Genomic DNA, 20067 nt, shown 5'->3' with positions numbered 1-20067 from the left:
CCGCCGATTTCGTTCAATATTCTATAAATCTAGCAGTCGATTGGGCAATATTCAAACCAAAAGTAACACTTGCAAAACAAATTTGTTTCATCTACGTTTCATTTGTGGGCATTATATTGAACAAGACGGTCAATAAACATCGACGACAGCAAAACACAAACGGCGGGTGAACCATGCAGACCAACATCGTAGAAGTGGAAAACTTTGTTCAGCACAGTGAAGAGAGACGAAGTAGCGCGTTCCAGCGCGAAGTGAAGAAGTATCTGGAACGTTATCCGTTAACCCAACATGTCGACGTACTGTTGACCGATCTGAACGGCAGCTTCCGCGGCAAACGCATCCCGGTCGGCGGCCTGAACAAACTGGAGAAGGGCTGTTACTTCCCGGCATCGGTATTTGCGATGGATATTCTCGGCAACGTGGTGGAAGAGGCCGGGCTGGGGCAGGAGTTGGGCGAGCCGGATCACGTGTGCGTGCCGGTACCGGGCACGCTGATGCCGTCGGCGGCGGACCCGCAATATATCGCGCAGGTGCTGCTCACCATGTTGGATGAAGATGGCACTCCCTTTGACGTTGAACCGCGCAATGTGCTGAACCGAGTGTGGCAGCGTTTGCGTCAGCGCGGGCTTTCCCCCGTGGTAGCGGTAGAGTTGGAGTTCTATCTCATCGATCGTCAACGCGACGCGGAGGGCTATCTGCAGCCGCCGTGCGCGCCGGGCACGCAAGAGCGCAACACCCAAAGCCAGGTGTACTCCGTCGATAACCTCAACCATTTCGCCGACGTGCTGAGCGAGATCGACGAACTGGCGCGTTTGCAGGGCATTCCGGCGGACGGCGCGGTGGCGGAGGCGTCGCCGGGGCAGTTCGAGGTCAACCTGCACCATACCGACGACGTGCTGCAGGCCTGCGATCACGCGCTGGCGCTGAAGCGGCTGGTGCGCATGGTGGCCGAGAACCACAACATGCAGGCGACCTTTATGGCCAAGCCGTATGAGGAGCACGCCGGCAGCGGCATGCACGTACACATCAGCATGCTGAACGCGCAGGGCAACAACGTGTTCGCCGACGACGACGGTGAAGATTCGGCGCTGCTGAAACAGGCGCTGGCGGGCATGATCGCCCTGATGCCGTCTTCGATGGCGCTGCTGGCGCCGAACGTCAACGCCTACCGTCGCTTCCAGCCCGGCATGTATGTGCCGACCCAGGCTTCCTGGGGGCATAACAACCGCACCGTGGCGCTGCGCATTCCCTGCGGCGATCGCGATAACCACCGCGTGGAGTACCGCGTGGCGGGTGCCGACGCCAACCCTTATCTGGTGATGGCGACCATTCTGGCCGGCATCGTTTACGGTCTGGAAAGCGCGCTGCCGCTGCCTGAGCCGGTGACCGGCAACGGGCTGGAGCAGGACGGGCTGCCGTTCCCGATTCGCCAGAGCGACGCGCTGTACGAATTCGAACATCAGCCGGTGCTCAATGCACTGCTGGGCGAACGCTTCAGCCACGTCTACCTGGCCTGCAAAACCGATGAGCTGGTGCAGTTCGAGCGCCTGATCACCGAAACCGAAATCGAGTGGATGTTGAAAAACGCCTGATCCCGCTCACTCTGCGACGACCGCGCGCGTCCGGCGCATTTCATCGGCTCTCCTGTGGCCGACGAGGCTGCGCGCTGCGGTACAGAATTTCTTCTATCACGGCGTACAGGACGCCGACGAGGAAATAACCATGACTCAGTCATCCCCCTGCGCAGACGTTTGCCTGTGCCGCAGTGCCTACGGGCCGGTCGCCGGCCGCCCGACAGCGATCTCAACCCGTTTTTCCCGCCGCCTGAGCAGCAGTTTCCCTGCGGCCTCTCTGAATGACGTTGCACGGTTGACAGCAGAGGACCAAGAGGGGAAATGCCATGACGATTAAAGCCATCGACGGCGGCCCGGCGGGCAAACCGCAGCTGCGCAAATCCCTCAAGCTGTGGCAGGTGGTGATGATGGGCCTGGCCTATCTGACGCCGATGACGGTGTTCGATACCTTCGGCATCGTTTCCGGCCTCACCGACGGCCATGTGCCGACCTCCTATCTGCTGGCGCTGGCCGGCGTGCTGTTCACCGCCATCAGCTACGGCAAACTGGTGCGCCAGTTTCCCACCGCCGGCTCCGCCTATACCTATGCGCAAAAGGCGATCAACCCGCACGTCGGTTTTCTGGTGGGGTGGTCGTCGCTGCTCGATTATCTGTTCCTGCCGATGATCAACACGCTGCTGGCGAAAATTTACCTGACCGCGCTGTTCCCGGAGGTGCCGCCCTGGGTGTGGGTGGTGGGTTTCGTTATCCTGATTACCGCCATCAACCTGAAAAGCGTCAATCTGGTGGCCAACTTCAATACCCTGTTCGTCTTGGCGCAGGTGGCGATCATTCTGGTGTTCATCTATCTGGTGGTGCGCGGCCTGCACAACGGCGAGGGGATAGGCACGGTGTGGAGCCTACGACCGTTCCTCAGTGAAAATGCGCACCTGCTGCCGATCATTACTGGCGCCACTATCCTGTGCTTCTCGTTCCTCGGCTTCGATGCGGTGACTACGCTGTGCGAAGAGACGCCCGACGCCGCCAGGGTGATCCCGCGCGCCATCTTCCTGACCGCGCTGTACGGCGGGGTGATCTTTATCAGCGTGTCGTTCTTCATTCAGCTGTTTTTCCCGTCCATTCAACGCTTCCACCAGCCCGACGCGGCATTGCCGGAGATCGCGCTGTACGTCGGCGGCAAGCTGTTCCAATCGATCTTCCTGTGCGTGACCTTTATCAATACGCTGGCCTCCGGCCTGGCGTCGCACGCCAGCGTGTCGCGCCTGCTGTACGTGATGGGGCGCGATAACGTGTTCCCGGAGAAATTCTTCGGCTACATCCACCCTAAATGGCGCACCCCGGCGCTGAACGTGCTGATGGTCGGGCTGGTGGCGCTGTCGGCGCTGTCGTTCGATCTGGTGACGGCCACGGCGCTGATCAACTTTGGCGCGCTGGTGGCCTTTACCTTCGTCAACCTGTCGGTGATCAGCCACTTCTTCATTCGCGAAGGGCGCAACAAAAGCTGGAAGGATCGGTTCAACTTCCTGTTCCTGCCGCTGGTGGGGGCACTGACGGTAGGGGTGCTGTGGCTGAACCTGGAGAAGAGCTCGCTGACCATGGGGCTTATCTGGGCGACGCTGGGCTTCGGCTATTTGGCCTGGCTGACCCGACGCTTTCGCCAGCCGCCGCCGCAGCTCGAGCGGCAACCGCAGCAATAAATTCACAGGCGGGAGTTTCCCGCCTTTCTTTTTGACGCGTGCGGCAGTAGAGTGAAAAACCTGATAAAAAATAACCCATTGGACCTGTCTTATGCCTGCTTTGCCCTCGCGTACCCGCGCCACGCTGTTCGGTTTATTGGCCATTGTGCTGTGGAGCAGCGTCGTCGGCCTGATCCGCAGCGTCAGCGAAGGGCTGGGGCCGATCGGCGGTGCGGCGATGATCTACAGCGTCAGCGCGGTGTTTTTGCTGGTGGCGCTCGGCGTGCCGAAATGGCGCAGCTTTCCGCGGCCTTATCTCATCCTCGGCAGCCTGCTGTTCGTCAGCTACGAGATCTGCCTGTCGCTGTCGCTCGGCTACGCCAATACCCGCCTGCAGGCGATAGAAGTGGGCATGATCAACTACCTGTGGCCCTGTTTCACCGTGCTGATGGCGCTGGCGCTCAACGGCCAAAAGGCGAAATGGTGGCTGCTGCCGGGGCTGCTGCTGTCGCTGTTCGGCATCGGCTGGATCATGAGCGGCGAGGGCGGCTGGTCACCGGCGCAGATGCTGGCCAACGTGCGCAGCAATCCGCTCAGCTATACGCTGGCGTTCAGCGGCGCGGTGATCTGGGCGCTGTATTGCAACCTGACCAAGAAGATTGCCCAAGGCAGCAACGGCGTAGTGCTGTTCATCGTGCTGACCGCGCTGGCGCTGTGGCTGAAGTATGTCTTCAGCGCGGAAAGCGGCATGCAGTTCAGCCTCGGCGTGACCGTAACGCTGCTGTGCGCCGGGGTGGCGATGGGAGCGGGGTATGCCGCCTGGAACGTTGGCATTCTGCACGGCAACATGACGCTGCTGGCCACCGTCTCTTATTTTACCCCGGTACTGTCGGCGGTGTTCGCCGCGCTGGTGTTGCACACCTCGCTGACCGCCAATTTCTGGCAGGGCGTGGCGATGGTGACTCTCGGCTCGCTGATCTGTTGGCGGGCAACCCGTGGAAATTAACGGAAATTATCCGCCGTCGGCGCAATGTTGAACTAGAATTTAACTAGCCATATTGCCTGAAGGAACGACGACGATGAGAAGCGACATTCAATTTATTCAGCAACCCGAAATCGACGCGCATCATTATGAGCGTGGCGATACCGTGCGCCTGACCACGGCGAATCTTCGGCATGAATATCAGCTCGACGTTTATATTTTGCGTCGCGACGACAAGCTGATTTACGGTTCCGTCGTCGCGGCGGCGCCCAAGACCGATATTCCGGTCGCCAGCTGGGAGGTGAAAAACGGCGAGGAGGTGGCGTTCCGCCAGGAAAACATCGCTAAGGCGGTGCCGGCGGTGAACTGATCTCAGCCTTTGCGCCGCAGTTGTTTACTGAGAAACATTTTACGATAGTCCGCCGGCGTTACCCCCAGCCGGCGGATAAATGCCCGCCGCATCAGCTCCGTACTGGAAAACCCACAATGTGCCGCCACCTGTTTTGGCGCCAATACGCCTTGTTCCAATAGCCTGCGCGCTTCGGCGATGCGGGCTTCCTCGAGCCATTTAGCGGGAGAGGTGCCGACCTCGTTGCTGAACAGCCTGCTGAAATGCCGCGGGGTGACGCCGGCGCGTTCCGCCAGGCTGGCGACGTTGTGTGGCAACCCGATATTGTCGATCGCCCAGCGTTGCACTTCCTGCAGCATTGAGCGCCCGGCCAGGGTCGCCTGTTCCCGATAGCTGAATTGCATCTGCCCGCCGGGACGGCGGAAAAACATCACCAGCTGGGCCGCGACTCGCTGTGCGATCTCACGCCCTAAATCGTCTTCCACCATCATCAGCGCCAGATCCAGCCCTGAGGTCACGCCAGCGGCAGTCTGCAGGCGCCCGTCGCGCACATAAATGGCGTCTTTATCCACCGAGACCTGGGGATAGCGGCGAGACAATTGGTCGGCCACCGCCCAGTGGGTGGTAATTTGCCGCCCATCCAGCAGGCCGGCCTCCGCTAGCAGAAAAGCGCCGCTGCACACCGAGCCGTAGCGGCGGGCGCGGGGTACCACTCTGCGTAGCCAGTCCAGCGTGCGCGTTTCGCTTTGGCCGTCGGCGATACCCGGTGCGCCGGCGATGAGCAACGTGTCGATCGCCTGTTCACGCCATTGAGTGATGGCGAGATCCGGTACGAGTTTGACGCCGGATGAGGACACGATCGGTGCCAGCGTCTTTCCGACTACCTGCAGATGATAGGCCGTATAGCCGGCTTGCAGATTGGCCTCGGCGAAAACATCCAGCGGGCCGGAAACGTCCAGCAGCTGCACCTGTGGCACGGCGAGAATAACGATGGTTTTACTCATGGCATGCGATATCCCGATGAATGGGGGATGTCCTTAATCGTTTATTAATGATGATTGAGGACATTCAGTGTAACGCCTAATCTGACCGGGTTCCAGACAACGGGAGAATAGAATTATGAGTTTAACCCTCAACGGCATCTGCGTGCCCGATAGCGCGATGGCGCGTCAGGCAACTGAGTTAGTGCGCGACACCGAATCGGAGCTGCTGTTTCACCACTCCAGCCGGGTGTATTACTGGGCGGCGCTGGCCGGGCAGCAGCGCAAGCTGGCTTACGATCCTGAACTGCTGTACGTCGGCTGTCTGTTCCACGATATGGGACTGACGCACGATCATTGCAGCTGCGACAAACGCTTCGAAGTGGACGGCGCCGATGCAGCGGCCGAGTTTTTACGCGAGCATGGGGTTAGCCGTCAGGATATCGATCGGGTATGGACGGCGATCGCGTTACACACCACGCCGGGGATCCCGGAATACATGCACCCGCTGATTGCGCTGGTGACGGCGGGGGTAGAGATGGATGTGTTGGGGATCAATTACCAGGGCTATGACTCGGCGCTGCGAGAGCAGGTAGTGGCGATGCATCCCCGTGGGGAAAACTTCAAGGAAGCGATTATCCAGGCATTTTACGACGGGATTCGACATAAGCCGGACAGTACCTTCGGCAACGTCAAAGCGGACGTGCTGGTGGATAAGGAACCGAGCTTTGTTCGCGATAATTTTTGCAGCCTCATTCGTCGTTCGATGTGGCCAGCGTGATCGGCTGCTGCTTCTCTCTCGCCGGCGAGTTTTCGCCGGCATTTCCCCGCTTGAATGCTGTACTCCTCTCCATTGCCGGTTGATGACAGTTGGCTCAAAAATTGCGCTAAAAATCGATGTGCATGACTAAAATCACAGCGAATGTGAATTTGCATGAAACATAATTTGACAAATGTGAACGCAATCGATTACCTATTCGCGAAATGCGTAACTGGATCACAGATTCTTACAGTCAGTGGTTTCTATAATGCGCGCGTCATCCGAGTTTCTGTGTGAAGACAACGCCAGGTGTCGGCAGACTCATTGTCATCTTTTCTAAACGGGCAGGAAATGGCCCTTTAAGCATGTGGTAATAAAATGAAAAAAATAGCTCTCGCAGCAGGTGTACTGCTCGCAGCGTCTTACAGTGCATCATCAATGGCTGATAGCAAAGACAGTCAATATGTCTCCGACTGGTGGCACCAGAGCGTCAACGTGGTGGGCAGCTACCACACCCGCTTCGGGCCGCAACTGAATAACGACGTGTATCTCGAATACGAAGCCTTCGCCAAGAAAGACTGGTTCGATTTCTACGGCTACGTTGACGTGCCGAAGTTCTTCGGCGTGGGCAACACCCCGGATCGCGGCATCTGGGACAAAGGTTCCCCAATGTTTATGGAGATCGAACCGCGTTTCTCCATCGACAAGCTGACCGGCACCGATCTGAGCTTCGGTCCGTTCAAAGAGTGGTACTTCGCCAACAACTACATTTATGATCTGGGCCACAACGCCGACGGCCGTCAGAACACCTGGTACATGGGTCTGGGCACCGATATCGACACCGGCCTGCCGATGAGCCTGTCGATGAACATCTATGCCAAATACCAGTGGGAAAACTACCAGGCTGCCAACGAGAACAGCTGGGACGGTTACCGCTTCAAGGTGAAATACTTCGTGCCGCTGACCCAGGTGTGGGGCGGCAACCTGAGCTACATTGGCTTCACCAACTTCGACTTTGGTTCCGATCTGGGCAAGGACAGCCATTGGGTTGACGGCACCGGCAAACAGGTGCGCACCGGCAACTCGATCGCCTCCAGCCACATTTTGGCGCTGAACTACGATCACTGGCACTATTCTTTCGTGGCGCGTTATTTCCATAACGGCGGCCAGTGGCAGGATGGCGCGGATATCGGCACCCCGCAGGGCCCGATCAAGTCTACCGGCTGGGGTTATTACCTCGTGGTTGGCTATAACTTCTGATTTTCCGTGCTATCAGAAACAGAAAACCCCGCTTGGCGGGGTTTTTTTTTCGTCATCACTGGGCTTGTTCGACCGGGAGATGCTTCACCGGCATAAACAGCCTGCCTTTGATCACGTGACATTCATTATTTATCCAACTAATGATTTGTTCACGGCTGACGCCTTCCGACTGCGCGTAACGATGAAGATCGCCGTTAAAGTGTCGAGTGATGTATTCCATGAGGGTCATTTGCACGTCTTTTGCTCCTGAACGCCCACCCGTTGCCAGCCTGGCCACCGCGGGAGGTTGAGGTTTCTCAGACAGCGAATGTAAATTATCGGCAACTAAATCTCAACATAAAGCACCCGGTTAGGGCGACTTCGGCGGGAAAAAGAATCCCGCACGGAGAGGCGGGAAGTGTTCGCTATTATCATTATGGATGATAAGAATAAGATTTGAGGTGCGACGAAAAAGAGCATGCTAACTCTTTTTTGTTACCTTCCCACGCTAGCGCAAGGCTTATTTTTCTTCAAGAAAAATCTGAGGTAAGTATCGGCATTTTCGAGGTGTTTTGCGTTAAAACAAGATTTTGGCGCGTCTGCCGTCACGCGCGCCATCATCTCGGAGTTTTCCTTATACTTCGTCCGGGAAAGGCCCGCTATAGTCAATAGCGTCACCCACGCAGGAATACACAATATGAGCAAACGTCGTACGACCCTCACGGTGTTGGCGCTGATCGCGTCGCTGGGGTTGTCATCCGCTCCGGCTCTGGCTGATAAGGGCGGCAACGGTAATGGCCATGGTAACAGCGGTAACCATGGTAATAACGGCAATCACGGTAACAAAGGCAATAAAGACCCTTATGATAGCGGCGTTTATCGCAACGACGACAATCTGATCACCGTCAACCTCTCGCGCCATCGCGCCCGTTCGCTGGCGCATAACTATGGCCTGACCGGCTACCGTTCGCTGCCGCCGGGCATCGCCAAGAATCTGGCGCGCGGTAAACCGCTGCCGCCGGGCATCGCCAAAAAAATGGTGCCGCGCTCTATGCTGCGTGAGCTGCCGCAGTACCCGGGGTATGAGTGGCGTATTGCCGGTGACGATCTGGTGCTGGTCGCACTCAGCACCGCGATTGTGGCCTCCGTCATCAACGGCGTGTTCGACTAACGCCTGTCGAGCGTTATCGGGCCCCGCTGTGGCGGGGCCTTTTTATTTGCCAGCGCGGGGCGGACGTGGTGAACTTCAGGCCTTACGTTTTCACTGCATCATAAGGGTGGTGCCATGTTCAGGGCGTTATTGATAGCCTGTTGTTTGACCAGTTTTCCGGCGTTGGCGGACGGCGCCACCGCCCTCGGCGAGCGGGTGAACCAACGGCTGTCGTTGATGAAAGACGTTGCCGGCTACAAGGCCCAGCAGCATTTGCCGATCGAAGACCTGGCGCAGGAGGCGAAGGTGTTGGCCAGCGCGCAGGCGGAGGCGGGGCGTTTGGGGCTTGATCCGGCGTCGGTGCGGCCTTTTATCGCCGCGCAGATGGACGCCGCCAAGGCGATTCAGTATCGCTATCGTGCAGACTGGTTGGCGAGCCCGGAATCCGGTTGGCAGCCGCGCCCGTTGGCGCAGGTGCGCCTGCAGATTGCGCGGTTGAGCAGCCAGATATTGCAACAGCTGGCGGAGCGGCTGCGTGCCGGCCCGCTCAGCGAGGCGGATCGGGCGGCGTTTATGGCATCTGTTGATCAAGTGAATCTTAGCGCCGCCGACAAACGGCGGCTGGCGGATGCGCTGCTGGCGGTCAAAACCGGCAGCGCACGCTGAGCGTCAGTCGCGGCCGACGGTGCTGCGGCGGAAGGTCAGCATCCGGCTGCGGTTGGCGATGAGATCCACGTTGTAACCGCGGAAATAGAGGCAAAAGCGTTTTAACCACGGGCCGTCCTGGCACTCCACCAGCATGCGGCCCTGGCCGAGCGGGCTGAGTGTGCCGGTCTGCGCCGCCGGGCCGACGCCGATATGCACCCGATCGCCGCGAATTTCAAAGGCGGTGCGGTAGTGCGGGTGATACCACAATCCCTGCACATGCTTCAGGCAGTCGCCGTTGGCCGTGACCGGCAGAAAACGGCGCGCCACATGCCCGACTTCGCCCTCGACCGCTTCGCCGGTCCACTTCAATTTGATTGGCATATGGGCGGACAGCGACACCGCGTAGCCGTCCTCGCCCTGATACAGCGGCTCACCGCTGCCCAGATAGGCCAGGTTGCCGTCTTTGACCTCCAGCCAGTGTGGCTCGGCCAGCGTGGCGTAAAGGCCGTCGGGGATCGCCGTGCTGCGCTGCGGCAAAGGTTCGCCGAGCAGCGCCGCCATGACCTGCAAAGCCATCCCGAAACTGTCACAGTCTTCGCGGTTGGCCACCAGCGCAACGCCGACCTGGCGATCGGGCGCCAGCAGGAAATAGGTTTTGTAACCGGCGTGGGAACCGCCGTGGCCGAGCAAGCGGCGGCGGCCCAGCGGCGTCTGCGCCAGCCCCAGGCCATAGGCGCTGAGCTGGCCCTGATTGAGGCGGCGCGGGGCGCCGAGTTGCGTCAGCACGCCCTGGCCCGGGCCCTCGTCGGCCAGCAGCGTTTGCAGCCAGCGGGTGAGGGCGTTGAGGCTGCCGGTCAGGCTGCCGGAGGCGGAAAGGTGCAGACCTGCGCTGGCGTGTTGCCAGCCCTGCGGCGCACGCCAGTAACCCGGCACCAACCCCGGCACCACGTCGAACCAGCTTTCCGGTGCTTGCATCTGCACCTGCAGCGGCCGGGCGATGTGCTGTTGCACCAGTTGGTCGAAATCATACCCTTTGCTGCGCAGCGCGGCCTCCAGCAGCCGATAGCCGGTATTGCTGTAGGCGATCTCGCTGCCGGCTTCGTAGTTCAATCTTTCCAGCCCTTCGACAAACTGCATGACCGGCTGCGCCTCGCTGACGGCATGCAGCGAGATGCCGAGCAGGCCGAGCGTCTCGCGCACGTCAGGCAGGCCGCCGGTCATGTCCAGCGCCTGGCCGACGGTGACGTCCGCCAGCGCAGGCTGCAGGGCGGGCAGCAGTTCGCCCAGGCGCTGATCGAGCCGAATGGCGCGGCCGGTGGCCTTCAGCGCCAGCGCGGCGAAGATGTGCTTGGTCACGGAGGCGTAGCGCACCACGCTGTCGGCGGTGAAGGGGGTATTCTGCGCCAGGTCGGCCAGGCCGGCGCTGGCGGTGGCGCGGAGTTGTTCGGCGTCAAACAGGGTAATGGCGCCGCCGGGTTCGCCACGCCGCTGCCAGCCTGCCAGCAATTGTTCGGCGAGGGCGCCGGCAGCGCGCCAGTTTAACGGTGTTACAGACATAGGGCCTCCAGAGTGATGGTTCGAAACGGGCCAGCTCGGCCACACGCCGCCCGGCGCTGACGATGAGCGCGGGCTTTTCGGCTGATTGTGGCGCAGTGCGTTTTTCGTCGGCCGCTGTTTTGTGCGCTGTTTAGACCAGTCAGTGGGGAATCACGCGAAACTTTGATATAGCGCGCAGATTGCGGCTGACGTTACGGCTAAAGGCAAGGGGAGAAACAGGCGCCCGGCGGCGCCTGTAGGGGGGATCAGTTGAGTCTGGCGGCGCCGTCCAACAGGCCTTCAATCATCTGCTTGAGCAGGCGCTGCAGCGAGGCGGCGCGCTGCGGTTCAAACGCGTAAGGATATTGTTCGGACATGTAGTTCACCTGCGCCAGTTCGAGCTGGATCGCATGCTGTTGCTGCTGCGGCAGCCCGTAGGCGCGGGTGATGTAACCGCCCTTGAAGCGGCCGTTCAGCACGTGGGTGTACTGCTGTTGCTGCTCGCAGCAGGCGACCAGCCGATCGCTCAGCGCCTGGGCGCAGCTTTCACCGCCGTTGGTGCCGAGGTTGAGATCCGGCAGCTTGCCGTCGAACAGCCGCGGGATCACCGAGGCGATGGAGTGCGCGTCGAACAGCAGCGCATAGCCGTGCCGCGCCTTGAGGCGCGCCAGCTCGTCCTGCAGCTGCTGATGATAAGGCTGCCAAATCTGCTGCAGATAACCGGCGCGTTCTGCGTCCGTCGGCGCTTTGCCCGGCAGGAAGCTTGGGCGGCCGTCGAACAGCACGTCGGGATACAGGCCGGTGGTGGCGGTGGTGTACAGCGGCTTGTCGTCCGCCGGGCGATTCAGATCGATGACGAAGCGCGAATAGTTGCCGACCAGTACGCTGGCGCCCATCGCCCGGGCGAAGTCGTACAGCTGTGGAATGTGCCAGTCAGTATCGGGCAGCGGGCGGGCATCGTCGGTCAGCCCGGCCTCGACCGCCGGCGTCAGTTGCGTGCCGGCGTGTGGGATGCTGATCAGCAGCGGCAGGCTGCCGGTCTGGAAGCTAAAAGGATCGCGAATGGTCATTGACGTACTTCTCCTCGGAAAATCACCGTACAGGGCAGCTGGCCGCCCAACCAATAAGCCAGTTCCGCCGGCCGCGACAGCGGCCAGTGAACAAAGTCCGCCACCTTGCCGGTTTCCAGCGTGCCGTGGCTGTGTTGCAGCCCCAGCGCTTTGGCGGCGTGGGTGGTGACACCCGCCAGCGCTTCTTCCGGCGTCAGGCGGAACAGCGTGCAGGCCATGTTGATCATCAGACGCAGCGACAGCGCCGGCGAGGTGCCGGGGTTGGCGTCGCTGGCGATCGCCATCGCCACGTGGTGCTTGCGGAACAGCTCCACCGGCGGGCACTGGGTTTCGCGCAGCAGGTAGTAGGCGCCGGGCAGCAGCACCGCCACGGTGCCGGCGTCGCCCATGGCGCGGGCATCTTGTTCGGTGGCGTATTCGAGATGGTCGGCGGAGAGCGCGTGATGGCGCGCCGCCAGCGTGCTGCCGCCGAGGGCGGAGAGCTGCTCGGCGTGCAGTTTGACCGGCAGACCGGCGGCCTCGGCGGCGGCGAAGACCCGCTCCACCTGCGCCGGTGAGAACGCCAGATGCTCGCAGAAGGCGTCAACCGCATCCGCCAGGCCGGCGGCCGCCGCCTGCGGGATGATGGTGTCGCAGACCAGAGTGATGTAGTCGTCGGCGCGGTTGGCGTATTCCGGCGGCAGCGCATGGGCCGCCAGACAGGTGGTTTTCACCTCGACCGGCAGCAGCTCGCCCAACTTGCGCGCCACGCGCAGCATTTTCAGTTCGCTCTCCGGGCTGAGGCCGTAACCGGATTTGATCTCCACGCAGGTGACGCCTTCCGCCAGCAGTGGCCGCAGGCGGAACAGCGCCTGCTCCAGCAGCAGCGCTTCGTCGGCCTCGCGGGTGGCTTTCACGGTGGAAATGATGCCGCCGCCCTGCGCGGCGATGTCGGCGTAGCTTACGCCGTTCAGGCGCTGTTCGAACTCGCCGCTGCGGTTGCCGCCGAACACCAGGTGCGTGTGGCAATCAACAAAGCCGGGGGTGATGATGCCGCCGTTGAATTTCACCGTTTCGTCCGCGATCAGGCCGGGAGGCAGCGCCGCATGTTCGCCAATCCAGACGATCTTGCCATCGCGCACGGCGATCGCGCCGTCGGTCAGGGTGTGATAGTTGCCGTCGCGCATGGTGACGATATCGGCGCCGTGCCACAGGCTGTCACAGTGAATCTCAGACGTCATTGCTTTCCTCCGCCGGAGCCGCAGCTCCCACATGGTTGTATATACAATTAAAAACAACCTAACGCATTCACCGGGATGTCACAAGAGGCGGGAGAGATTTTGTTATCAGGATGTGATCGACAGCGGAGATGCGGGCGCAGGGCGCGCCCGCCGGGGATCAGACTTCGCTGGTGAAGCGGCCGAACAGTTGATAACGGCTGCCGGGGTACAGCAGCCGGGCCGAGGTCACCACGGTTTTGCCGGACCAGGTGCGGCGGTGGATCAGCAGGCCGGGTTCGTGGTCTTCCAGCTGCAGCAGCTCGCTTTCGCGCCGGGTGGGGATCACCGCTTCGACGATGTGTTCGCCGGCGGTCAGCGGCGCGGCCTGCGTCAGATAGGTGTAAGGCGTGACGCGGTCGAAATCCTGCTTCAGGTAATCCGGCGCCACCAGCGGGTTGACGCAGCGGTCTTCCACCTGCACCGGCACGTCATTTTCGTAATGCACGATCTGCGAGTAGAACAGCCGTTGGCCGGGTTGAATGCCCAGCGCCGTCGCCTCTTCCTCGCTGGCCGGGCGGGCCTTCAGCTCGAGGATCTTGCTGCTGTGGCGATGACCGCGCGCGGCGATCTCATCGGCGATGTTGTGCACTTCCAGCAGCGCGGTATGCGCCTTGGCTTCGGCGACGAAGGTGCCGACGCCCTGCATGCGGATCAAAAAACCTTCGCTGGTCAGCTCGCGCAGCGCGCGGTTGATGGTCATGCGGCTGACGCCCAGTTCCGCCACCAGTTCACTTTCGGAGGGCACGCGCTGGTGCGGTTGCCAATGCCCCGCACGAATTTGATTCACGATCGCCTGTTTGACCCGTTGGTAGATCGGGGCGGGGGCATCGCTCATTGCAGCCGCCAGTTGTAACACGGTCTGTTGTTCAGCCACGACGTTAACCTCGTCAAATAAAAAAATAATAACACCAGTTTACTGTTGATGTCGGCGTATGTATATGTATATACAACTAGTGGCCGTCGCGCCAGAAACTTGCCGGCGACCGCCAAAAATTCCTGAATGCGCGCCATCGCCGCGCCTCATTCGCCGTTACATCAACCGTGGAATACTGCCATGCCTGCTTATTTTGCCCCACGCGCTTTGCTCCCAGAGGGCTGGGCGCATAACGTCCGGCTGGACGTCGATGCGCAAGGTTATCTGACTCAAGTTACCGCCGACGCTGAACCGCAAGGCTGCATCCGGCTGCACGGCGACGCGGTGCCGGGCATGCCGAACCTGCACTCCCACGCTTTCCAGCGCGCGATGGCCGGGCTGGCGGAAGTGGCGGGCAATCCGCAGGACAGCTTCTGGACCTGGCGCGATCTGATGTACCGCCTGGTGCAGCGCCTGACGCCGGAGCAGGTGGAAGTGGTCGCCCGTCAACTGTATATCGAAATGCTCAAGGGCGGATACACCCAGGTGGCCGAATTCCACTACCTGCATCACGACGCCGACGGTAAGCCTTACGCCGATCGCGGTGAAATGACTGGCCGCCTCAGTGAGGCCGCACATCAGGCCGGCATCGGCATGACGATGCTGCCGGTGCTGTACAGCTATGCCGGTTTCGGCGCGCAACCGGCGCAGCCGGGGCAGAAACGTTTTATCCAGGATACCGAAAGCTATCTGCACCAGCAGCAGGTGATTGCCCGCCAGCTGGCGGATCGTCCGTTGCAGAATCAGGGGCTGTGCTTCCATTCGCTGCGTGCGGTGGAGCTGGGCCAGATGCAGCAGATTTTGGCCGCGTCGGATCGCACTTTGCCGGTGCATATTCATATCGCCGAGCAGCAAAAAGAGGTGAACGACTGCCTGGCGTGGAGCGGGCAGCGCCCGGTGGCCTGGCTGTATGACCATCTGCCGGTCGATCAGCGCTGGTGCCTGGTGCATGCCACCCACCTGGATCGCGATGAGCTGGAAGCGCTGGCGCGCAGCCGCGCGGTGGCCGGCCTGTGCCTGACCACCGAAGCCAACCTCGGCGACGGCATTTTCCCCGGCGACGCTTACCTGCAGCAGCAGGGGCGCTGGGGCATCGGTTCCGACAGCCACGTTTCGCTCAACGTGGTGGAAGAGCTGCGCTGGTTCGAATACGGCCAGCGGCTGCGCGATCAGCGTCGCAATCGCCTGACGACGCCGGAACAGTCGGCGGTGGGCGACGTGCTGTACCTGCAGGCGCTGCAGGGCGGCGCGCAGGCGTGCGGCGCGCCGATCGGCCGATTGCAGAGCGGCTATCGCGCCGACTGGCTGGTGCTGGACGGCGGCGACCCGTATCTGGCGGCGGCGCCGGACGCCTCGATCCTCAACCGCTGGCTGTTCGCCGGCGGCAAAGAGCAAATTCGCGACGTGTTCGTCGGCGGCCGGCAGGTGATCGAGCAGGGGCGGCACGCGCTGCAGCAGCAGAGCAGCGCCGAGTTCCTGCAGGTGCTGAAAACCTTTCAGCAGGAGGCGTAATGAGCCTGACCCGTTTTAACTTCGCCGCGCTGCCGGTCAGCCCGTGGCGCAACGGCGGTGGGGAAACCCGTGAAATCGTCAGCTGGCCGCCGGGCGCGCAGGATTTTGACTGGCGCGCCAGCATTGCCACCATCGCGCAGGACGGGCCGTTTTCCGCCTTTGCGGGTATCGACCGCTCGATCACTTTGCTGGAAGGCGATGGCGTGCGGCTGTTCAGCGCCGGGCATATCGACCATCAATTGGATCGCGTCGGGGAACCGTTCGCGTTCTCCGGCGACGTGGCGCTGGAAGCGACGCTGCTGGGCGGCGCCAGTCAGGATTTCAACATCATGACGCGCCGCGGCCGGCAGGCGGCCGAGGTGCGGCGCAGTACCGCGCCCGTCACCCTGTCACCCAACCAGGCGGGCGTGCTGTATGTGCTGAGCGGGGTCTGGTCGCTGCCGGGGGGCGGCGAACTGCGGGCGCGCGAGGGCGTCTGGTGGGTGGCGCAGGCGGCGGGTGGTGAAGTGGCGCCGCTGACGGCCGACGGTGCTCTCCTGTGGGCGAACATCACAGCCTGCTAACGCAGAGTAGAGTCCTGCGCCCGGTTATGGGATTATTCACTTTTTCCCATTAATCATCATAAAGAAGGGCGCATGGCTTCGCTGAAAGACGTCGCAAAACTTGCCGGAGTCTCGCTGATGACGGTGTCCCGCGCCATCAATGAACCCGGCAAGCTGAGGCTGGAAACCTACCGCCGCGTCAAACAGGCTATCGACCAGTTGGGTTACGTGCCGGATCTGTCGGCGCGGCGTATTCGCGGTGACGGAAATCGCGTGCAGACGCTCGGCGTGCTGGCGCTGGACACCGCCACGACGCCATTCTCGGTGGAAATGATCCTGTCGATTGAGAAAACCGCGCGCGAGCGAGGCTGGAACAGCTTCGTCGTCAACCTGTTTGCCGACGACAACGCCGAACAGACCGTCGATCTGCTGCTGGCGCATCGTCCGGATGGGGTGATCTTCACCACGATGGGGCTGCGTGAGGTGACATTGCCGGCCAAACTGTTGGACAAAAAGCTGGTGCTGGCCAACTGCGTCAGCCCGGCGCATTCGATCGCCAGCTACATTCCTGATGACGAGCAAGGGCAGTATGACGCCACGCGCGCGCTGATCGCCAAAGGCTATCGCGCGCCGCTGTGCATTCATTTACCGGCGGATACGCTGGCGGCGGGCCTGCGCCGTCGCGGTCTGGAACGCGCCTGGCGCGAAGCGGGGCGCGATGTTGAACAGCTGCGGCAGTATCATCTCGATCTGAGCGGCGGCGACCAAAGCTATCGCGACTGCGTCGTGCTGCTGGAGCGGCATTTCTCTGCAGGAAGGCGCGATTGCGATGTCGTGGTGTGCGGGAACGATCGGATAGCGTTTCTGGTGTATCAGGTATTGCTGGCGCAAGGATGGCGGATACCGCAACAGGTGGCGGTGCTGGGTTACGACAATATGGTCGGCACCGGCGAACTGTTCCTGCCGGCATTGACGACGGTGCAGCTGCCGCATTACGAGCTGGGCCGCCTTGCGGCGCTGCATGTGATTGAGCAGCGGGAGCAGCGTGAGACGGTGAAAGTGCCGTGCCCGCTGTTGGAGCGTGGTTCGCTGTAAGCGCACCGGGTGCGTCGTTGCGCGCCCGGTGCTCATTCCCATTATCCCCAGAGGCTTGCCAACTGCCATCCCGTGATGGGCTCGAACTGAGCCCGGCCGCCTTCGGCGAACAGGCTGAGGCGGCGATCGCCCGCCGTCGGATAAATTCGGCTGGTCAGGCAGGCCTGCCCCTGATTGACGAAGATCTCCAGCGATGAGCGGTCAATGAAGATCCGCAGCGACAGGCTGTCACCTTCTGGCAGCGGCACGCTGCGGCAGGTGCACAGGGCGCGGTTTTCATGAAAACGTTCCAGCACCAGCCGGTGCGCCTGATTGTCGACGAACAGCCGCGCCGCACTCCCGATGGCCAGCCCGTAGCGCTCGGCGTCGTTGTCGGTCGGTCTCAACGTCAGGGTGAGTTCCTGCACGTCGTCCACCAGCGGCAGATGCTGATTGGTCAGCGTCTGTGCCAAAAAGGTGTGCGATTCTCGGCGCAGCGCCGTCAGTTCACGCGCCGGGTCCATGCGGACGCTGCCGTCGGCGGCCAGCGTCAGCTCACGCGGCAGGGTGAGGGCACCGGCCCAACGGTGCGCTTTGCTGGGCATTGGGGATTCCCACATATCCATCCAGGCAAACAGCAGCCGACGGCCGTCGGCGGCGGTGAAGGTCTGCGGCGCATAGAAATCGTGGCCGGCATCCAGTTCGCAGAAGGGTTGGGTCACCCTAAAGTCGCTGTCAGGCCGCCAGTGGCCGAGCAGATAGCCGCTCTGGAAGCGATTGCGGTAGCGGTAGCCCTGTGCCGCCAGCCCCTGCGGTGAGAACAACAACAGGTGTTGTTCCCCCAGCGGGAAGAAATCCGGGCATTCCCACATATACCCTTGATGCGCCGCCTGCGCACCGGCCAGCACCCGGTCGAAACGCCAGGCGCGCAGGTCTGCAGAACGGTACAGGCGCACCTGGCCCAGGCCGTTTTCTTTGGCACCGACCACCAGCCACCATTCGCCGTTCTCGCGCCAGACTTTCGGATCGCGGAAATGCTGAATGCCGTCCGGCGCGGCCAGTACCGGTCCGTGCTTGACGAAGCGTATGCCGTCTTCGCTGGTGGCCAGACATTGCACTTCCCGCACCTGGCTGTCGTCGCCGGGCTCGCCCAGCCACACGTGGCCGGTATAAATCAGCGTCAGCACGCCGTTGTCATCCACGGCGCAGCCGGAAAAGCAACCGTCTTTGTCATAGGGCGCATCGGGCGCCAGGGCGATAGGCTGGTGCTGCCAGCGGATCAGATCGCGGCTGGTCGCGTGCCCCCAGTGCATGGGGCCCCAGTGCTCGCTATAGGGGTGATGCTGGAAGAAGGCATGATAGACGCCGTCAATACAGATCAGGCCGTTGGGATCGTTGATCCAGCCGGCGGGCGGCGCGAGATGGAACTGCGGGTAGTATTCGTCTTGGCGCTCTGCGCGCAGGGCTTCGACCGCATGGTCGGCTTGAGCTAAGGCAGTGTTCATTGGACAGACTCGCTTGATTTAATGGCGGATTGAAAGGGGGCTGCGCTGGCGGAACGTTCGCCGCGCAGCAGGAAACAGGAGACAAGCGTCGTAGCGGCGACCGCGCACCCCATCAGCAGATAGGTGTCGGCAAAGCCGATGCGGTCATAACCGTAGCCCGCCAGCGGCGACAGGAAGCTGGCCATCACCTGGGTGATGAACTGAAAGCCCACCAGGTAAAGCGTTGAGGAGAGGCGACTGTCGAAGCGGCTGGCGATGTATTTGAAGATAGCGATCAGCAGGATCGGCAACTCTACGGCGTGCAGCAGTTTCATGGCGGAGATCATCAATGCGCCGCTGACCAAGCCTGAGCCGAACATGCGCAGCGCCATCACGCCACCGGCCAGCAACAGCCCCTGTTTGGCGCCGATGCGGTTCACCAGCAGCGGCGCCAGGAACATGCCGCCGGCTTCGAGGAAGACCTGCAGCGAGTTGAGGAAGCCGTACATCTCGTTGCCCTGTTCGCGAGAAGCGAACTGCGAGGCGAAGTAGACCGAAAATTGCTGATCGAAAACGTTGTATACGCTGATACCGAGCACAAACACCACCAGCGCCCAGAAGCCCGGCATACGCAGCAGCGCCAGCGCATCCTGCAGCCGCAGATTTTCCGGTTTGCCGAACGCCAGGCCGGCCATGGCGTTCGGCTTCAGCTCGCGCACCTGGCTGAGTAGCAACAGGAATACCACGGCGGCGGCGGAGGCCAGCCAGAAATTGATGTTCGGATCGATATTGAAGATAAAACCGGCCAAAAAGGTGGCGCTGGCCCAGCCGAGCGATCCCCACATGCGGGCGCGGCCGAATTCGAAACCGCTGATGCGGCTGACTCGCTCGGTATAAGATTCCAGCGCGCCGATGCCGGCGAAGAAGGTGGCGCCGATAAATACCCCGCCGACCAGCGCGCCGAGCGGCAGGCTGCTGGCCAGCAGCGGGGCGTAAATGTAGATAAAGAATGGGCCGGTCAGCAGCAGCATCACGCCGAGAAACTGCAGCAGGTGCTTGCGCAGCCCAAGCTTGTCCTGAATAAACCCGTACAGCGGCTGTGCGCACAGCGCCACCAACGAGATAGCGGAGAAGATCAGGCCAGTCTCGGCGCCTTTCAGGCCGATCTTCTGATTCAGCCACAGCGAGATCAGCGAAAAGCTGGAAGACCAGGTGAAGAAAAAGAAGAACAGCAGGCCGCTGAGCAGCACGTAATATTTTTTAGTTTCGCGGTTCATGGGTAGGGCCCCGGTGAGTGAAGTTAGCTCCATTGTTAACGT

At 61.4% G+C, this 20067-nt stretch carries 19 protein-coding genes; 11 read left to right on the top strand and 8 right to left on the bottom strand.

Annotated elements, in window-relative coordinates:
- Positions 1 to 173 precede the first annotated feature (173 nt).
- The 4 genes from FHU12_RS10855 to FHU12_RS10835 all read left to right on the top strand — a co-directional run bounded on the left by FHU12_RS10855 (position 174) and on the right by FHU12_RS10835 (position 4602).
- A complete protein-coding gene (locus FHU12_RS10855) occupies positions 174 to 1592 on the top strand; it encodes a glutamine synthetase family protein (protein WP_141969271.1) in 1419 nt (472 codons plus the stop codon).
- A gap of 308 nt (positions 1593 to 1900) precedes the next feature.
- Positions 1901 to 3271 (top strand): APC family permease, encoded by a 1371-nt coding sequence (locus FHU12_RS10845; protein WP_141969267.1) that lies wholly within the window; start codon positions 1901 to 1903, stop codon positions 3269 to 3271.
- A gap of 91 nt (positions 3272 to 3362) precedes the next feature.
- Positions 3363 to 4256 (top strand): aromatic amino acid DMT transporter YddG, encoded by an 894-nt coding sequence (gene yddG / locus FHU12_RS10840; RefSeq protein WP_141969265.1) that lies wholly within the window; start codon positions 3363 to 3365, stop codon positions 4254 to 4256.
- 73 nt (positions 4257 to 4329) lie between these two features.
- Positions 4330 to 4602 carry a hypothetical protein gene (locus FHU12_RS10835; RefSeq protein WP_049272745.1) on the top strand — a complete coding sequence of 91 codons (273 nt, stop codon included), beginning with the start codon at positions 4330 to 4332 and terminating at the stop codon, positions 4600 to 4602.
- Between the two features lie 2 nt (positions 4603 to 4604).
- Here the strand turns inward: FHU12_RS10835 and FHU12_RS10830 are convergent, their stop codons facing one another.
- Positions 4605 to 5585 carry a GlxA family transcriptional regulator gene (locus FHU12_RS10830; protein ID WP_141969263.1) on the bottom strand — a complete coding sequence of 327 codons (981 nt, stop codon included), beginning with the start codon at positions 5583 to 5585 and terminating at the stop codon, positions 4605 to 4607.
- A 115-nt stretch (positions 5586 to 5700) separates the two neighbouring features.
- Between FHU12_RS10830 and FHU12_RS10825 the strand changes: the two genes are divergently transcribed.
- Together FHU12_RS10825 and FHU12_RS10820 are read left to right on the top strand one after the other, a co-directional pair.
- Positions 5701 to 6342 carry an HD domain-containing protein gene (locus FHU12_RS10825; protein ID WP_141969261.1) on the top strand — a complete coding sequence of 214 codons (642 nt, stop codon included), beginning with the start codon at positions 5701 to 5703 and terminating at the stop codon, positions 6340 to 6342.
- Positions 6343 to 6699: 357 nt separating this feature from the next.
- Entirely contained in the window at positions 6700 to 7581 is an 882-nt protein-coding gene (locus FHU12_RS10820) for a nucleoside-specific channel-forming protein Tsx (protein ID WP_070914894.1), read from the top strand.
- Positions 7582 to 7636: 55 nt separating this feature from the next.
- Here the strand turns inward: FHU12_RS10820 and FHU12_RS10815 are convergent, their stop codons facing one another.
- Complete coding sequence (locus FHU12_RS10815; RefSeq protein WP_025160261.1) at positions 7637 to 7816, bottom strand: hypothetical protein; 180 nt, start codon at positions 7814 to 7816, stop codon at positions 7637 to 7639.
- A 441-nt stretch (positions 7817 to 8257) separates the two neighbouring features.
- Between FHU12_RS10815 and FHU12_RS10810 the strand changes: the two genes are divergently transcribed.
- The gene (locus tag FHU12_RS10810) at positions 8258 to 8731 is read left to right on the top strand and encodes an anti-virulence regulator CigR family protein (RefSeq protein ID WP_141969259.1); all 474 of its coding nucleotides are present in this window, start codon (positions 8258 to 8260) and stop codon (positions 8729 to 8731) included.
- 114 nt (positions 8732 to 8845) lie between these two features.
- Positions 8846 to 9376, top strand: coding sequence for a chorismate mutase (locus tag FHU12_RS10805; RefSeq protein WP_141969257.1), 531 nt, complete (start codon positions 8846 to 8848; stop codon positions 9374 to 9376).
- Between the two features lie 3 nt (positions 9377 to 9379).
- Here the strand turns inward: FHU12_RS10805 and FHU12_RS10800 are convergent, their stop codons facing one another.
- The 4 genes from FHU12_RS10800 to hutC form a co-directional block, all read right to left on the bottom strand.
- Positions 9380 to 10915 (bottom strand): serine hydrolase domain-containing protein, encoded by a 1536-nt coding sequence (locus FHU12_RS10800; RefSeq protein WP_141969255.1) that lies wholly within the window; start codon positions 10913 to 10915, stop codon positions 9380 to 9382.
- A 245-nt stretch (positions 10916 to 11160) separates the two neighbouring features.
- Complete coding sequence (gene hutG / locus FHU12_RS10795; protein ID WP_141969253.1) at positions 11161 to 11964, bottom strand: N-formylglutamate deformylase; 804 nt, start codon at positions 11962 to 11964, stop codon at positions 11161 to 11163.
- Positions 11961 to 13184, bottom strand: coding sequence for an imidazolonepropionase (gene hutI, locus FHU12_RS10790; RefSeq protein ID WP_141969251.1), 1224 nt, complete (start codon positions 13182 to 13184; stop codon positions 11961 to 11963). Before hutI ends, hutG begins: the two co-directional genes overlap by 4 nt.
- A 157-nt stretch (positions 13185 to 13341) precedes the next feature.
- Complete coding sequence (hutC, locus tag FHU12_RS10785) at positions 13342 to 14097, bottom strand: histidine utilization transcriptional repressor HutC (protein ID WP_025302564.1); 756 nt, start codon at positions 14095 to 14097, stop codon at positions 13342 to 13344.
- A 180-nt stretch (positions 14098 to 14277) separates the two neighbouring features.
- Here hutC and FHU12_RS10780 point away from each other — a divergent pair, with 180 nt between their 5' ends.
- The 3 genes from FHU12_RS10780 (at position 14278) to FHU12_RS10770 (ending at position 17285) form a co-directional block, all read left to right on the top strand.
- Entirely contained in the window at positions 14278 to 15648 is a 1371-nt protein-coding gene (locus FHU12_RS10780) for a formimidoylglutamate deiminase (protein WP_141969249.1), read from the top strand.
- Positions 15648 to 16211, top strand: coding sequence for a HutD/Ves family protein (locus FHU12_RS10775; protein ID WP_141969247.1), 564 nt, complete (start codon positions 15648 to 15650; stop codon positions 16209 to 16211). Before FHU12_RS10780 ends, FHU12_RS10775 begins: the two co-directional genes overlap by 1 nt.
- A 72-nt stretch (positions 16212 to 16283) precedes the next feature.
- Entirely contained in the window at positions 16284 to 17285 is a 1002-nt protein-coding gene (locus tag FHU12_RS10770; RefSeq protein ID WP_141969245.1) for a LacI family DNA-binding transcriptional regulator, read from the top strand.
- 41 nt (positions 17286 to 17326) lie between these two features.
- On the opposite strand, the gene FHU12_RS10765 is transcribed toward FHU12_RS10770, so the two are convergent.
- The gene (locus tag FHU12_RS10765) at positions 17327 to 18769 is read right to left on the bottom strand and encodes a glycoside hydrolase family 32 protein (RefSeq protein WP_141969243.1); all 1443 of its coding nucleotides are present in this window, start codon (positions 18767 to 18769) and stop codon (positions 17327 to 17329) included.
- Complete coding sequence (locus tag FHU12_RS10760; protein ID WP_141969241.1) at positions 18766 to 20025, bottom strand: MFS transporter; 1260 nt, start codon at positions 20023 to 20025, stop codon at positions 18766 to 18768. The genes FHU12_RS10765 and FHU12_RS10760 overlap by 4 nt, the downstream gene beginning before the upstream one ends.
- Positions 20026 to 20067: the final 42 nt, after the last annotated feature.

Origin of the sequence: Serratia marcescens, from assembly GCF_006715005.1 — a bacterium.
Lineage (GTDB): Bacteria > Pseudomonadota > Gammaproteobacteria > Enterobacterales > Enterobacteriaceae > Serratia > Serratia montpellierensis.
Note: the sequence above shows the minus strand (reverse complement) of the source record. Positions and strands in the feature narration are given on the sequence as shown.

Coding starts and splice junctions, on each gene's coding strand:
- FHU12_RS10855 (WP_141969271.1), top strand. CDS start 174: ATGCAGACCAACATCGTAGAAGTGGAAAACTTTGTTCAGCACAGTGAA.
- FHU12_RS10845 (WP_141969267.1), top strand. CDS start 1,901: ATGACGATTAAAGCCATCGACGGCGGCCCGGCGGGCAAACCGCAGCTG.
- yddG (WP_141969265.1), top strand. CDS start 3,363: ATGCCTGCTTTGCCCTCGCGTACCCGCGCCACGCTGTTCGGTTTATTG.
- FHU12_RS10835 (WP_049272745.1), top strand. CDS start 4,330: ATGAGAAGCGACATTCAATTTATTCAGCAACCCGAAATCGACGCGCAT.
- FHU12_RS10830 (WP_141969263.1), bottom strand. CDS start 5,585: ATGAGTAAAACCATCGTTATTCTCGCCGTGCCACAGGTGCAGCTGCTG.
- FHU12_RS10825 (WP_141969261.1), top strand. CDS start 5,701: ATGAGTTTAACCCTCAACGGCATCTGCGTGCCCGATAGCGCGATGGCG.
- FHU12_RS10820 (WP_070914894.1), top strand. CDS start 6,700: ATGAAAAAAATAGCTCTCGCAGCAGGTGTACTGCTCGCAGCGTCTTAC.
- FHU12_RS10810 (WP_141969259.1), top strand. CDS start 8,258: ATGAGCAAACGTCGTACGACCCTCACGGTGTTGGCGCTGATCGCGTCG.
- FHU12_RS10805 (WP_141969257.1), top strand. CDS start 8,846: ATGTTCAGGGCGTTATTGATAGCCTGTTGTTTGACCAGTTTTCCGGCG.
- FHU12_RS10800 (WP_141969255.1), bottom strand. CDS start 10,915: ATGTCTGTAACACCGTTAAACTGGCGCGCTGCCGGCGCCCTCGCCGAA.
- hutG (WP_141969253.1), bottom strand. CDS start 11,964: ATGACCATTCGCGATCCTTTTAGCTTCCAGACCGGCAGCCTGCCGCTG.
- hutI (WP_141969251.1), bottom strand. CDS start 13,184: ATGACGTCTGAGATTCACTGTGACAGCCTGTGGCACGGCGCCGATATC.
- FHU12_RS10780 (WP_141969249.1), top strand. CDS start 14,278: ATGCCTGCTTATTTTGCCCCACGCGCTTTGCTCCCAGAGGGCTGGGCG.
- FHU12_RS10775 (WP_141969247.1), top strand. CDS start 15,648: ATGAGCCTGACCCGTTTTAACTTCGCCGCGCTGCCGGTCAGCCCGTGG.
- FHU12_RS10770 (WP_141969245.1), top strand. CDS start 16,284: ATGGCTTCGCTGAAAGACGTCGCAAAACTTGCCGGAGTCTCGCTGATG.
- FHU12_RS10765 (WP_141969243.1), bottom strand. CDS start 18,769: ATGAACACTGCCTTAGCTCAAGCCGACCATGCGGTCGAAGCCCTGCGC.
- FHU12_RS10760 (WP_141969241.1), bottom strand. CDS start 20,025: ATGAACCGCGAAACTAAAAAATATTACGTGCTGCTCAGCGGCCTGCTG.